Source organism: Ruegeria sp. YTSB088, assembly GCF_059609825.1.
This window is the reverse complement of record NZ_JBXWMM010000011.1, coordinates 156,604-170,128: the sequence shown is the minus strand read 5'-3', so window position 1 is coordinate 170,128 and position 13,525 is coordinate 156,604. Positions and strand designations below refer to the sequence as shown.

Sequence of the window (13,525 nt, the reverse complement as noted above, 5' to 3'; positions counted from 1 at the left end):
GTGGCCCGTTCGTCTATCGGTTAGGACGCCAGGTTTTCAACCTGGAAAGAGGGGTTCGATTCCCCTACGGGCTACCATTTCCCCGCATCTTCGGCCTTTGCTTTCTGATCTGACAATTGGCCTTTTCTGACGCGTGGTTGATGTCACGCCGCATCAGATCCACCTGCTTTCGCAACCTGTACGTCAATGCCCCAACGGTCAAAGGACTTGGCCATCGCCCCTTTCGGTGCCGCATCTGTCACAATCGCGTGCACCAGACGCGGATCTGGCCCGACATAAGGGGCCATATTGCCAAATTTGAAATGCGCAGCAGCCATGACAACGTGATCCGCCTGACCAGCCACGACCGTGGCAAGATCTGCCTCCGCCGGGCTGTGATACAGAAACCCATTGCTGTCCGAGATCGCATCCGTGCTGAGGATCGCAAGATCAAACGCATATCGTTGCAATTGCCTCTGGGCGACGTGGCCGAACGTGCCCCTCTCATCACTTTGCAGCTCTCCGCCCAGCAGATGCACACGGTTTCCATTGATCCCTGCCAAGGTCTGCACAACACCGATAGAATTGCTGACAACCGTCAGGCGGCTGGCCCGGCGCAATTCCTCGGCAACAAAGGCGGTGGTCGAGCCGACATCCAGAAAAACCGTCATCTGATCCCGGGCCATTTTGGCCGTATGAGCCGCGATTAGACGCTTTTCGTCGGCATGTTTCGAAATTCGGCGAAAGAAACCGGGATCACCTTGCGCCCCGGCAAGGTAGGCACCGCCATGAACGCGCTCGATCGTGCCCGCCTTGGACAGGGACTTGATCGTACGTCGCACCGTTTCTTCGGACACACCCAGCACATTCACTAAATCAGAGTTTCGCGCTGCCCCCCCCAGACGCCGCAATGCGTCAAGCAATTCCAGTTCACGATGGGTGTTTGGGGCTTTTTTCTTCACTGTCAGCTCCGAATATTCGGTTTCGCATCATAAGGGCATGGATCGTCGCACACGACAAGCCGGTGACACGACTGTGCCGCGAGGTATTTCCAGCCTTCGGGGATCGCCGGAACGAACCGGAGTTATCTGTCTCAGACCCCAAGCTTTTCTCGGCACAGGTTTTCGATCTTATGCCAGGTGGATTTGTATTCGGGTGTGTTTTCTGCCGCATAGTGAAAGTTCTTCATCAACCCGGTCAGTTGCGTGAACACCTGTCGGGCCTCGGCCTTGTCGACATAGACTGCCGTGGATTGCGCCACATCGTGCACAAGCTTGAACGTCATTATTTGCCGTTCGAGTGGCACGGTCGCATCGACTTTGTCAAATGCGTCCTGCTGCAAGTAGACCATGTCAACGAACAACGCTTTTTGTTGGGTTGCAAAATCGTCAATCGTGACACCCTCTTCCCCAGTGACCTGCATCATCTGAACGACCTGTTCACCTTTTTCGATCAGCGTCAGAAGCTCACGTACTTTGCCCGTCCACCCCGGTTCGGCGTTCTTGTCGTACCAGTCGGACAATTGGTCAGTATACCGGGACCAGCTGAGCATCGGGTCGACTGCCGGATAAAACCGCTTGTAAGCCCGTTCAGATGACAACCCGAGGAAGCACTTGACCGTCGATAGGGTTGACTGGGTTACCGGCTCGTCAAAGTTGCCGCCAGCAGGCGAAACCGTACCGATCAGTGTCAGGCTGCCGAAATCGCCGTCATTTGTTTTCAACGCCCCGGCGCGCTCGTACAGACCCTTGATCGAGCTTTCCAGATAGGCCGGAAACCCTTCTTCGCCCAGAATTTCCTCGAGCTTGCCAGAGGTTTCACGCATGGCTTGCGCCCACCGGCTGGTGCTGTCGGCGATTAACAGAACGTCATACCCCATCTGACGGTAGTATTCCCCCAACGTTATTCCGGTGAAGATCGACGCCTCGCGCACGGCAACCGGCATGGACGACGTGTTACAGATGATGATCGTCCGATCCATCAGGCTGCCGCCGGTGGACGGATCGGTCATCTTCGAGAATTCCTCGATGGTCTCTATCACCTCACCCGCGCGCTCGCCGCAGGCCACAACGATCACGATATCCACTTTTGCGTTCCGTGCGATCAGGTTTTGCAGCACGGTTTTACCCGCTCCGAACGGCCCGGGAATACAGGCCGTGCCACCGCGTGCAATCGGAAAGAACGTGTCAATCAGTCGTTGCGAAGTCAGAACCGGTTCCGTCGGATACAACCGCTCGGACAGTGCGCGCTTCAGTACATTTTCTGGCAGTGGTCGCCGAAAGGGCCATTTCTGCGAGAGTGTCAGCGTATGCTCACCACCGATTTCGTCTTCCAGACGGGCCACGATGTCATGGATCGTGGCCGCGCCTTTTTGCACCCAGACTACCATGTACACGCCGGTCCAGTTGAACGGCAGCATGATCTGGTGGCTGAGATGGCCTTCGGGTACTGTTCCAACGCTGTCCCCGGCAGTGACCGTGTCGCCCACCTTCACTGACGGCGTAAAGGACCATATCGTGCAGCAACCGAGCAGCGACATCGACCCAATGGGGTTTGGCCAAAACGGGATATGGACGCACGACAACGTCGATCCGGACCAGGTCGGGCATCTTGACACCCACCACGTTGACCTCCTTGACCTTGTAATCCCTGAGCTCGACCAGCCCCTCCAAATCAATGCCCTGTTGGGCCTGCATCGGTAGCTTTTCTCCTACCTGCTGCGAAAGGACCTGCACTTCGTGCTCAAGCCGCTTGACTTCTTCCCGAGCCCTGACCCGTTCGGCCACCAACTGTTGCTGTTTCAGGTCCAAAGACGGCAGGAACCGCTCATAGCTTTTCAGCTGTGTCTGCTCGCGTGCAAGCTATGATTTATTCAGTTGCAACCGCGCCATTGGCATCCTTCGGGAATTACTTGTCGATCGATGCCTGCTTCATCAGCAACTGTTCCGGCTCAAAGCACTCTGCCTGTGTCTTCCAACCCAGATCCAGCGCCTCTTCCAGCGGGTTCGAAACAATGATGTCCATGAACCGAGACCGGAACAGGCCGCCGAATTTCAACAACTGGTGATCGTGGTCCGACAGATCGAAGGCCATCGCCTGTTTTTGCACGGCATCGCGGCTTTCAGAATAGAAACGGATCATCGTGTTCATGATCTGCCCGTGAACTTCGCGGGTGGTCTTGCCGATCACGTTCTGTTTGAGGCGCGACAGGCTGCCAAACGGATCGATCACGCCGGAACGCAAATAGAACTGCCCTTCGGTGATATAGCCGGTGTTGTCAGGTACCGGGTGGGTTACATCATTTCCGGGCATAGTCGTGACGGTCAGAACCGTAACCGACCCGCCTTTTGCATAGTCACAGGCTTTTTCGTATCGGCGCGCAAGCTGGGAATACAAGTCCCCCATATGGCCGCGCTGAGAAGGCACCCTTTCCTGACTGATACCAACCTCTTTCATTGCATCCGCATAGGCGGTCATGTCTGTCAGCAAGACCAGCACGCGTTTGCCCTCTTCCACAGCAAACTTCTCAGCCACCGCTAGCGCCATGTCCGGCATCAGCAGACATTCGACCAAAGGATCCATCGCCTGGCTGACGAACATGACGGTGCGCGAAAACACGCCCGCATCTTCGAACGAGGTGCGGAACGTGTGGTAGTCGTCAAAAATCAGTCCCAGCCCGCCAAAGACCACGATATCTGCATCTGCCTGGATACCGATTCGGCTGAGGAAAGCACTGAATGGCTCGCCAGAAACCGAGAAAATCGGAATTTTCTGGCTCTCGACCAAAGTGTTGAACACTTCGGTCATCGGCACATCTGACCGAATCATTTTATTCGGAACCGCTCGTTTCGCCGGGTTGACGGTCGGTCCGCCAATATCGATATGCGGCTCCGCAGACAGGTCGGGGCCTCCATCAATGGCAACACCGGCGCCATCAAAGACCCGCCCTAGATTGTTGGCCGAATAAGGTGTCTGCATCGGATGACCGAGAAAGGTTGCCGTTGCTTCGGTCGATATTCCCTTGGTACCCGAAAACACCTGCAACGTGACGACATCCCGGTCGATGAAGATCGTCTGGGCCAGTGGTTTTCGGCCATCTACCGTCTCGATCACAGCAAGGTCGTTGAACCGAACAGCCGGTTCACGAGTGTCCTCGATTGGCACACGAACCTTGATTGTGTCCCCGACAATTTCGAGAACACGCGTGTACTTCAACAGACTTCGGGACATTGCCTGCCCTTACTGTTCCAAGTCGTTTTCCGCAATTCGGGCTGCACGGTTCAGCGGTAATTTTTGTATAAACAATGGCAGCTTACAGCGAATTCACAAATTGGCAAATGAGTTCAGCCCCCCTCTTTCGGGATGTCTGAACGTCAATTACTAAATTTTTAGTTTGACACGTACGCAAGAAATCGCTGATGCTGTCCGGCATCCGGTTTCTGCCGGAGAACCATAATTTTTGGGAGGAGACAGATGCGGAGACATCTACTTTCCGCAGTGGCGGCGGCTGCCGTCATTGCGGGGCACGGTCCTGTTTGGGCCGACGAAGCCGCAGCACAACGCTGGATCGACGACGAATTCCAGCCATCGACCTTGTCGAAAGACGAACAGATGGGTGAAATGCAGTGGTTCATCGAGGCTGCACAGCCTTACGCTGGCATGGAAATCAACGTCCTGTCCGAAGGCATTCCGACCCACTCTTACGAATCCGAGGTCCTGACCAAGGCATTCGAGGAAATCACCGGAATCAAGGTCAATCACCAAATCCTCGGCGAGGGCGAAGTGGTTCAGGCTGTTCAGACCCAGCTTCAGACAGGTCGGAACCTGTATGACGGCTATGTCAATGACAGTGACCTGATCGGCACGCACTCGCGTCTGCAACTGGCTTATCCGCTGACCGACATGATGGGTGGTGACTGGGCGGCGACGACTTCGCCGACACTGGATCTGGATGACTTCATGGGCATTCAGTTCACCACTGGTCCGGACGGAAAGCTGTATCAGCTGCCCGATCAGCAGTTTGCGAACCTTTATTGGTTCCGCAAGGACTGGTTCGATGACGAAGCCAACAAGGCCGCGTTCAAAGAGAAGTACGGCTATGATCTGGGTGTCCCGGTCAACTGGTCAGCCTACGAGGACATCGCCGAGTTCTTCACCAACGATGTGAAAGAAGTCGATGGCACCACGATCTATGGTCACATGGATTACGGCAAACGTGCGCCTGACCTTGGCTGGCGTATGACTGATGCGTGGCTGTCGATGGCCGGTGCCGGTGATGTGGGCGAACCCAATGGTATCCCTGTCGACGAATGGGGCATCCGCATGGAAGCGGGCACCTGTAACCCTGTTGGCGCTTCGGTGTCACGCGGCGGTGCTGCAAATGGTCCGGCTGCGGTCTATGCGATCCGCAAATGGGATGAATGGCTGCGGGCCTATGCTCCTCCGGGTGCAGCGTCTTATGACTTCTATCAGTCGCTGCCCGCGCTCAGCCAAGGCAACGTGGCCCAGCAGATCTTCTGGTACACCGCCTTTACCGCCGACATGGTGAAGCCGAAGTCTGAAGGCAACAACACTGTGGATGACGAAGGCACACCGCTGTGGCGGATGGCGCCCAGCCCGCACGGCCCCTATTGGGAAGAAGGCCAGAAGGTTGGGTATCAGGACGTGGGCTCCTGGACCTTCCTGAAATCGACCCCTGCGGATCGTGCTCAGGCGGCGTGGCTATACGCTCAGTTCGTGACGTCCAAAACTGTTGATGTGAAGAAGTCCCATGTGGGTCTGACCTTCATCCGTGACAGCTCGGTCAATCACGAATCGTTCACCGAACGCGCACCCAAGCTGGGTGGTCTGGTCGAGTTCTATCGCTCGCCTGACCGTGTGGCATGGTCGCCGACCGGCATCAACGTGCCGGATTATCCGAAGCTGGCCCAGATCTGGTGGCAGCAGATCGGTGACGTGAACTCGGGTGCCTTCACCCCGCAAGAGGCGATGGATCGTCTGGCCGAAGAGATGGACATCACCATGGCCCGCATGCAGGCAGCGGATGAAAGTGCCGGTGTCTACGGTGGCTGTGGCCCGCGCCTGAACGAACCGCAGGATCCGTCCTTCTGGCTGGAGAAGCCGGGCTCGCCCAAGGCCAAGCTTGAGAACGAAAAGCCGCAAGGCCAGACCGTCAACTATGACGAACTGGTTCAGCGCTGGCAGTCTCAGTAAGCTGTTGAAACCGGGGGTGCCGTTTGCGGCATCCCCACATCAAGACCAAGACAGCGCGACGCGCTGCGGGATCGGAACCCACAGACATGATCGAACTTCAAGACGCGACCAAACGGGTCGGCAACGTCAACCATATCAAACCCACGTCACTGACCTTGCAAACCGGCCATTTCAATGTGCTGCTGGGTGCCACCGGGTCAGGCAAGACCTCTCTTATCAAGATGATGGCCGGTCTGGATCCGATAGCCTCGGGCAAGGTCATTATGGATGGCCAGGACGTCACGCGGCTGAACACGCAAAAGCGACAAATCAGCCTCGTGCACCAGTTCTTCGTGAACTACCCGCATATGACCGTATTCGACAACATCGCCTCTCCTCTGCGTGTAGCAGGCATGGCGCAGTCCGAAATCCAGGGCCGCGTTGAAGAGGCTGCGGACCTGCTGCAATTACGCCCCATGCTGCACCGTCGGCCGCACGAGCTGTCGGGCGGGCAACAGCAACGGACCGCACTGGCGCGTGCCATCGCGAAGGAAAGCCGCGCCGTATTCCTCGACGAACCGCTGGCCAACCTTGATTACAAACTGCGTGAAGAACTGCGCGAGCAACTTCCCGACCTGTTCGCTGGTCGCGGGGCCGTTGTGGTCTACGCCACCTCGGAACCCGAAGAGGCCCTTTTGCTGGGCGGCTACACCGCCCTCATGGAAGATGGCCGTGTGACCCAATTCGGTCCGACTGCCGACATCTACCGAAACCCTGAAAACATTGCCGCCGCACGTGTGTTCTCGGACCCGCCGATCAACGTTGCCCAAGTAACAGTATCAGGCGCTCAGGCGGAGTTGGCTGGCGGCGGCGGCTGGTCCGTCACGGATTTGGCGGATGGAGAGTACATGGTCGCCGTGCGCCCTCACCGCGTGACGCCATTTCGAACATCTGACACGGATGTCGAACTGACGGGCCGCGTTATCGTAACCGAACTCTCAGGTTCGGATTCCAGCGCGCATTTCCAGCATGGGGATGACGCCTGGGTATCATTGGCTGCTGGCGTTCACCCCTATCAGGTGGGTGAAGATCACTGTTTCTACATGAACCCGGCCCATTGCCGGTATTTCGGCCAAGACGGCAAAAGGGTGGCCTGACATGGCACAGATCAAGCTTTCAAACCTTCGACATAGCTATATGCCCGCGCCAAAAGGCCCAGAGGACTATGCGCTGAAGGAAATCGACGTGACATGGCGTGATGGTGGGGCGTATGCACTGCTGGGGCCGTCAGGTTGCGGCAAGTCCACACTCCTCAACATCATCTCCGGCCTGCTGACCCCGTCCGAGGGGCGTATCCTGTTCGATGATCAGGATGTAACGGCCCTACCCCCGGATCAGCGCAACATCGCGCAAGTGTTTCAGTTCCCGGTGATCTACGACACCATGACCGTCGGCGAAAACCTGGCTTTTCCGCTGAAGAACAGAGGCGTTGATGCCGCTACGGTCAAGCGCCGTGTCAATGAAATTGCTGAGATGCTGGATGTCACGGATATGTTGGGCACCAAGGCCTCGGGCCTGAGCCCGGACAACAAGCAGAAAATCTCGATGGGCCGTGGCCTTGTTCGTGATGACGTGAACGCTGTGATGTTCGATGAGCCGCTGACCGTGATCGACCCCCATCTGAAATGGAAGCTGCGGTCCAAGCTGAAAGAACTGCATCAGCGCGTGCAAGCCACCATGATCTACGTGACCCATGACCAGACCGAGGCGTTGACCTTCGCCGATGAGGTTGTCGTTATGCAGGACGGTGAAGTGGTTCAAATCGGCACGCCGGTCGAACTGTTCGAGCGTCCTCAGCACACTTTTGTCGGCCACTTCATCGGCTCGCCCGGTATGAACGTTCTTCCGTGTGAGGCCAAAGGCGACCGCGCCATCTTTGAAGGGCACGAAATCATGCTGGAAGGCCCCGCGCATGGTGACGGCGGCCACACTGATCTGGGTATTCGCCCGGAATATGTGGGCTTCGGCGAGACCGGCATCCCCGCGCATGTGACCAAAGTATCGGACATCGGTCGCCATTTTGTGGTTAGCGCGATGGTCGGAAACACCGCCCTCAAGGCCGTAACCGAACACAGCGTGCCCGAGCCGGGCTCGCAGGTCTTCCTGCAATTCAAACCCGAACAATCCCGCGTCTATCGGGACGGCTGGATCGCAACCGAGGAGCGGGCGCAATGAGAACAGAAAACCAAAAGGCGTGGTTCTTCGTCCTTCCGGTCCTGGCGCTGGTCGCGTTCAACGCGCTGGTGCCGATGATGACTGTGGTCAACTATTCGGTGCAGGAAACCTTTGGCAACAACCAGTTCTTCTGGGAAGGGCTCGGCTGGTTTGAACAAATCCTGAGATCAGACCGTTTCCAGGCCGCTTTGGGACGGCAGTTCCTGTTTACCTTCATGATCCTGATCATCGAGGTGCCCTTGGGTATCATCGTCGCACTATCCATGCCGCGTAAAGGCTTTTGGGTGCCGGTCTGTCTGGTTCTGATGGCTCTGCCGATGCTGATACCGTGGAATGTGGTGGGCTCGATGTGGAACATCTTTACCCTGCCCAAGATCGGCCTGCTTGGATACTTCCTAAATGACGTTTTGGGCATCAACTATGACATGACCCAACAGCCTCTGTCGGCCTGGATTACGGTCATTGTGATGGATGTCTGGCATTGGACCTCACTGGTGGTGCTGCTTTGTTACGCGGGCCTCGTGTCGATCCCTGACGCTTATTATCAGGCGGCCAAGATCGACGGTGCCAGCCCTTGGTCGGTGTTCCGCTACATCCAACTGCCCAAGATGAAGACAGTTCTGACCATCGCAATTCTTTTGCGGTTCATGGACAGTTTCAACATCTATACCGAGCCTTTCGTACTGACCGGCGGTGGCCCCGGCAACTCGACCACCCTACTGTCGATCGACTTGGTGAAGATCGCGTTGGGACAGTTCGACCTTGGCCCGGCGGCGGCGATGAGTCTGATCTATTTCGCCATCACATTGCTTGTGTCGTGGCTCTTCTACACTCTGATGACAAAGGATGACGCAGAATGAAAAAGCGTTCCCTCATCCCGATCCTGTACATCGCGTTCCTGATGCTGCCGATCTATTGGCTGGTGGCGATGTCCTTCAAGACCACGAACGAGATTCTGTCGGGCTTTTCCCTGTTCCCCCAGACATTTACGCTGGAAAATTACATCACAATCTTCACTGATCCGACCTGGTACTGGGGCTACATCAACTCGATCGCTTATGTGACTCTGAACACGGTACTTTCGGTTTGTGTCGCACTGCCTGCTGCCTATGCTTTCTCTCGCTACAGGTTCCTAGGTGACAAACAGCTGTTTTTCTGGCTGCTGACCAACCGGATGGCTCCGGCTGCGGTATTTGCGCTGCCATTCTTTCAGCTCTACTCTTCCATCGGTCTGTTCGACACGTATCTGGCCGTGGCTCTGGCACACACGCTGTTCAATGTGCCGCTGGCGGTTTGGATTTTGGAAGGCTTTATGCGCGGCATTCCAAAGGAACTGGACGAAACAGCCTATGTCGACGGCTATTCCTTCCCGCGCTTCTTCGTGACGATCTTCCTGCCGAATATCAAAGCTGGCGTCGGCGTCGCGGCCTTCTTCTGCTTCATGTTCTCGTGGGTGGAAATGCTGTTGGCCAAGACCTTGACGGCGGTCGAGGCCAAGCCCATCGCCGCCGTGATGACCCGCACCGCATCCAGCGCGGGGTACGAATTGGGCCTGCTTGCCGCCGCCGGCACCCTGACCATCATCCCCGGCGCCATCGTCATCTGGTTTGTCCGCAACTACATCGCGCGTGGTTTCGCGATGGGACGTGTGTGAGGTTCGATATGCGTAAACTTCTTCTCACCCTCTTTTTCCTGCCTTCCACCACTTTTGCCCAGCAGGCCGGATGGGGCAGCGTCGGCCAGCCAGAGGAAAAAGGCTTTTCCTGGACTGCCCCACTGTGGCCCGATTTCTGGATGGCCTGGACCCCGGCGACACTGGCCGTGTTCGTCGGAATCTTTTCGGCCATCGCTCTGATCGGCGTTCTTGAGGGCTTCAAGTATCGAGATGGTATAGAACGGCGCGGTGTGCTGGGGCTGACGACCACATTGGGCGACCGGCTGTTCATCACCCTTCTGGGGTCCGCCTATATCTTCCTCGCCTGGCTGGGGCTTGTCGGACAGCCGGTCTGGATACCTCTTTTCCTGTCTATCGGTTGGGGCATTTTTGTGTTCTGGAAAGTTTAGACTTTGAGAAATCGCGAAAGGATGCTTGTCTGTCAGGCATACTAAACATGACTACACCGAGATCGATGCGAAAGAAAAAGACTACAAATCTGCTGACCGAGGTTGAACTGGAGTTCATGAACGAACTCTGGGCCCTCGGGCAAGGCTCGGTGCGAGATGTCCTGGACCGCCTGCCTTTGGAACGCAATCTAGCCTACACATCCGGGGCCACGATCCTTCGTATTCTGGACGAAAAGGGTTTTGTGGAAAGCCACAAGACAGGAAAGACCCTGATCTATACGCCGCTTCTGGAAAAGGACAGATATCAGGCCCGTTCGCTGCAAAACCTGTCCCGCACACTGTTCGACGACACCCCCGCCACATTGGTGGCACGGCTTGTCGATGACGCGGGGCTGAGCGAAGCCGATCTTGAGGAAATTCGAGCGCTGGTAGAGAGGAGACTGCAAAATGACAGCGGTTAGACCGGTTCTCGACGCATTCATTGAGCTCAACATCGTGCTGGCCTTGTCGGCCGTCATCTGGCTGGTGGCACGCGCAGCCCTGAACCGAACAGCCCAGCGCCATAGCTTTGTCGCGCAATTGCGTGCACTCAAGGCGCTGTGCGTTTGCGTACTTATCAGCCCCTTTCTTGCGATCGGTGTTTCATCATTCGCCTCTTATGCATGGCCGGGCAGCGCCATGGCGCTCGGCGACATCGCCGTTGCCGCCTATCTGCGCGGCGACATCGCCATGCCTGCCACCCAGTTCGAGGCCCTGCTGAACACCCGTGAAAGGTGGGTGGATCTTGCGTTGTCAGGGCAGCAGCCGATTATCACCGCATTCGCGACACTGCTCGTTTTGGTCGCCGCCGTGTTTGCGGCTCGCGCCCTGCGGGACGCGATGATGATCCGTCAGACAGTCAAATCCAGCTTTCTTTGGCGGCAGTCAAACAAGGTTGATATCCATCTTTCGGATCGCATCACCGTACCTTTCGCGGTGCGCGGATTGCGCCGTCGCCATGTCGTTCTGCCAAGCCACCTGCTGGATAATCCGCACGAGCTGCGTTTTGCGTTGGCGCACGAACTTCAGCATGTTCGGGCGGGCGATGTTGAATGGGAACTGGGCTTTGAAATACTGCGCCCGCTGTTGTTCTGGAACCCTGCCTATCTGATGCTCAAGTATCAGTTCGGCCGTTTACGTGAACTGGCATGCGACCAGTCAGTAGTGGCTCGCAAACGGATCGATGCGCGCGAGTATACCGCGTGCCTGCTGGATTATTGCGCACGTACGATCTCGGTTAACAATCCACGCGTTTTGAACGTTGCCTTTGTGACTGGCGGCAAGGCCAAGCGTGTGCTGCGACAGCGTGTGCTTGCGCTGACTGATGCGCAACCGACGGTGCCCACCCTCCCCGCTCTGTTCCTGGGGATGGCATTGACCTTCGCCACCCTTCTTGCACTGGGGTCTGCGTCGCTACAGCAAACACAGGATTGGAGCCATGATCGCCTGATGCTGTCGACCGTGGTCAATCTGGAACGGCTGGAAGCGCGCAATCAGGGGAACTGATCCGACCTGATCACCATCCGCGGCGCCCGAACAGTGAATGGAGTCGACCTTGATCGGAAAAAGGCTCCAGCGCTTGTGAGCGCTCCAACCGTGCCACAACCCGCGCGACCAGAACCCATCCAACACCTGCAAAGATGACGCCTCCGAAGGCCTGACCCAGCAGAACGCCGGAAGCTCCGGCGATCTGTGAACCAATCGTTGCGAAAACCCATGTTCCAATTGTGTGGCGACCCCAGTTTATCCATGTGGAATACACCGGGTGCCCCAAGTTGTTGAAGCTGGCATTTGTCACGAAGATCACGCCGTTGAAGAACGAAGCCAATGCCAGCGGGCCACAGAACAGATAAATCAGACTTCGGGTTTCGCCTTCGGCTGCGAACAAATCCGCAATCGGTGTGCGCAGAAAAAACAAGATAGCCGACATGCAAAGTACATAAATGGCCGTAAACTTGATCCCAGCTAAAAAGGCAGCGCGCACACGATCGAACTTTTCGGCCCCGAAATTCTGTCCGATGATCGGCCCTATCGCGCCAGACAGCGCGAAGATGACTGAAAACGCCACTGGCAACAGACGTCCAATCACAGCCATGCCCGCAACCGCATCCGTGCCATATTGCGCGATCTCCCGCACCACGATGGCATTCCCGATCGGCGTGGCGACATTCGTCAGAACAGCGGGAATTGCAATTGCCCGCACGGGGCGCAAATCCTGTGTTACCTGCTTCAGTGAAGGACGCGCAAACCCCCGATGCACCCGGAGCGCGGGCCACAACGCCGCTCCCAACATGCAAAGCCGCGCCAGGACCGAGGCAATCGCGGCCCCGTCCAGCCCCAACCCGACAGCAAAGATCAAAATCGGATCCAGAACAGCATTCACCACACCGCCATAAATCGTTGCCATCATCGACCGTCGCGCATCGCCGTGGGCGCGCAGCACCGCCATTGCCGCCATCGCAATCGACATCACGCACATGGTGGGAAGGATGATCGACACATACCGCGTCGCCAGCCTCAGAACCTCACCTTCTGCGCCGAGCAACGACAGCAGGTAACTGAGATTCAACAATACCAGTACCGATGTCATCAGCCCGGCAATCAGCCCGATAACAGCCACACTGGACGCGTAATGCCTTGCCTGCTCAGCCCGCCCGGCCCCAAGTTCGCGCGCGACCAGCGCCCCGGCCGAAATCGACAATCCGATATTGATCGCGTTGGTGAAAAACAGCAGCGTACCGGCATAGCCCACCGCCGCCGCAAGGGCGTCTTTGCCCAACATCGAGATGAAGATCATATCGACAAAGTCGACGGCAAAAATGGCCATCAGGCCAATGCTGGTGGTCAGCGACATGCGGGTCACGTGCAGCATGAGGCTGCCGCTCAGAAACACCGCTTTGCCTGCCGATCGATCCGCCAAAACTCTGTTCGCCCCACCTGTTCGACCCGGACGGGCCTCTGATGTCTTTGCGCTCGGCCAGGGAAAACCCCGGCCAACACTGAAGCAAACTCACGC

General features: G+C 57.0%; 12 protein-coding genes, 1 tRNA gene and 1 pseudogene. 9 read left to right on the top strand and 5 right to left on the bottom strand.

All coding sequences use genetic code 11. The features are described 5' to 3' along the window. Positions 1-2 precede the first annotated feature (2 nt). Positions 3-77 (top strand) — tRNA-Glu (locus AC2FFA_RS17535). Between the two features lie 66 nt (positions 78-143). Here AC2FFA_RS17535 and AC2FFA_RS17530 read toward each other — a convergent pair. The 4 genes and pseudogenes from AC2FFA_RS17530 to AC2FFA_RS17515 all read right to left on the bottom strand — a co-directional run bounded on the left by AC2FFA_RS17530 (position 144) and on the right by AC2FFA_RS17515 (position 4,209). Then, positions 144-941, bottom strand: a complete 798-nt coding sequence (locus tag AC2FFA_RS17530) for a DeoR/GlpR family DNA-binding transcription regulator (protein WP_496852563.1) — start codon at positions 939-941, stop codon at positions 144-146. 131 nt (positions 942-1,072) lie between these two features. Further along, positions 1,073-2,518 carry a V-type ATP synthase subunit A gene (locus tag AC2FFA_RS17525; RefSeq protein ID WP_496852562.1) on the bottom strand — a complete coding sequence of 482 codons (1,446 nt, stop codon included), beginning with the start codon at positions 2,516-2,518 and terminating at the stop codon, positions 1,073-1,075. Then, positions 2,499-2,828 (bottom strand): annotated as a pseudogene (locus AC2FFA_RS17520) (V-type ATP synthase subunit D); the annotation flags it as partial. The gene AC2FFA_RS17525 and the pseudogene AC2FFA_RS17520, both read right to left, overlap by 20 nt. Positions 2,829-2,886: 58 nt before the next feature. Next, positions 2,887-4,209 (bottom strand): V-type ATP synthase subunit B, encoded by a 1,323-nt coding sequence (locus AC2FFA_RS17515; RefSeq protein WP_496852561.1) that lies wholly within the window; start codon positions 4,207-4,209, stop codon positions 2,887-2,889. A 243-nt stretch (positions 4,210-4,452) separates the two neighbouring features. Between AC2FFA_RS17515 and AC2FFA_RS17510 the strand changes: the two genes are divergently transcribed. From AC2FFA_RS17510 to AC2FFA_RS17475, 8 genes are all read left to right on the top strand, one after another. After that, positions 4,453-6,192 (top strand): ABC transporter substrate-binding protein, encoded by a 1,740-nt coding sequence (locus tag AC2FFA_RS17510; protein WP_117869438.1) that lies wholly within the window; start codon positions 4,453-4,455, stop codon positions 6,190-6,192. Positions 6,193-6,278: 86 nt separating this feature from the next. Then, positions 6,279-7,328: an ABC transporter ATP-binding protein gene (locus AC2FFA_RS17505; RefSeq protein WP_496852560.1), complete on the top strand. Its 1,050-nt coding sequence runs from the start codon at positions 6,279-6,281 to the stop codon at positions 7,326-7,328. A 1-nt stretch (position 7,329) separates the two neighbouring features. Beyond that, positions 7,330-8,406 (top strand): ABC transporter ATP-binding protein, encoded by a 1,077-nt coding sequence (locus tag AC2FFA_RS17500; RefSeq protein ID WP_299895873.1) that lies wholly within the window; start codon positions 7,330-7,332, stop codon positions 8,404-8,406. Then, positions 8,403-9,266: a carbohydrate ABC transporter permease gene (locus AC2FFA_RS17495; RefSeq protein WP_117869440.1), complete on the top strand. Its 864-nt coding sequence runs from the start codon at positions 8,403-8,405 to the stop codon at positions 9,264-9,266. Before AC2FFA_RS17500 ends, AC2FFA_RS17495 begins: the two co-directional genes overlap by 4 nt. Then, positions 9,263-10,060, top strand: coding sequence for a carbohydrate ABC transporter permease (locus AC2FFA_RS17490; protein ID WP_117869441.1), 798 nt, complete (start codon positions 9,263-9,265; stop codon positions 10,058-10,060). Before AC2FFA_RS17495 ends, AC2FFA_RS17490 begins: the two co-directional genes overlap by 4 nt. A gap of 8 nt (positions 10,061-10,068) precedes the next feature. Beyond that, positions 10,069-10,470: a DUF2160 domain-containing protein gene (locus tag AC2FFA_RS17485; RefSeq protein ID WP_496852559.1), complete on the top strand. Its 402-nt coding sequence runs from the start codon at positions 10,069-10,071 to the stop codon at positions 10,468-10,470. 65 nt (positions 10,471-10,535) lie between these two features. Beyond that, entirely contained in the window at positions 10,536-10,931 is a 396-nt protein-coding gene (locus AC2FFA_RS17480; RefSeq protein ID WP_117869443.1) for a BlaI/MecI/CopY family transcriptional regulator, read from the top strand. After that, entirely contained in the window at positions 10,918-12,015 is a 1,098-nt protein-coding gene (locus AC2FFA_RS17475) for a M56 family metallopeptidase (RefSeq protein WP_496852558.1), read from the top strand. The genes AC2FFA_RS17480 and AC2FFA_RS17475 overlap by 14 nt, the downstream gene beginning before the upstream one ends. Before the next feature lie 10 nt (positions 12,016-12,025). Here AC2FFA_RS17475 and AC2FFA_RS17470 read toward each other — a convergent pair whose 3' ends face one another. Next, positions 12,026-13,381, bottom strand: coding sequence for an MATE family efflux transporter (locus AC2FFA_RS17470; protein ID WP_496852568.1), 1,356 nt, complete (start codon positions 13,379-13,381; stop codon positions 12,026-12,028). Positions 13,382-13,525 lie beyond the last annotated feature (144 nt).

Coding starts and splice junctions, on each gene's coding strand:
- AC2FFA_RS17525 (WP_496852562.1), bottom strand. CDS start 2,518: ATGTCGCTGCTCGGTTGCTGCACGATATGGTCCTTTACGCCGTCAGTG.
- AC2FFA_RS17515 (WP_496852561.1), bottom strand. CDS start 4,209: ATGTCCCGAAGTCTGTTGAAGTACACGCGTGTTCTCGAAATTGTCGGG.
- AC2FFA_RS17510 (WP_117869438.1), top strand. CDS start 4,453: ATGCGGAGACATCTACTTTCCGCAGTGGCGGCGGCTGCCGTCATTGCG.
- AC2FFA_RS17505 (WP_496852560.1), top strand. CDS start 6,279: ATGATCGAACTTCAAGACGCGACCAAACGGGTCGGCAACGTCAACCAT.
- AC2FFA_RS17500 (WP_299895873.1), top strand. CDS start 7,330: ATGGCACAGATCAAGCTTTCAAACCTTCGACATAGCTATATGCCCGCG.
- AC2FFA_RS17495 (WP_117869440.1), top strand. CDS start 8,403: ATGAGAACAGAAAACCAAAAGGCGTGGTTCTTCGTCCTTCCGGTCCTG.
- AC2FFA_RS17490 (WP_117869441.1), top strand. CDS start 9,263: ATGAAAAAGCGTTCCCTCATCCCGATCCTGTACATCGCGTTCCTGATG.
- AC2FFA_RS17485 (WP_496852559.1), top strand. CDS start 10,069: ATGCGTAAACTTCTTCTCACCCTCTTTTTCCTGCCTTCCACCACTTTT.
- AC2FFA_RS17480 (WP_117869443.1), top strand. CDS start 10,536: ATGCGAAAGAAAAAGACTACAAATCTGCTGACCGAGGTTGAACTGGAG.
- AC2FFA_RS17475 (WP_496852558.1), top strand. CDS start 10,918: ATGACAGCGGTTAGACCGGTTCTCGACGCATTCATTGAGCTCAACATC.
- AC2FFA_RS17470 (WP_496852568.1), bottom strand. CDS start 13,381: ATGCTGCACGTGACCCGCATGTCGCTGACCACCAGCATTGGCCTGATG.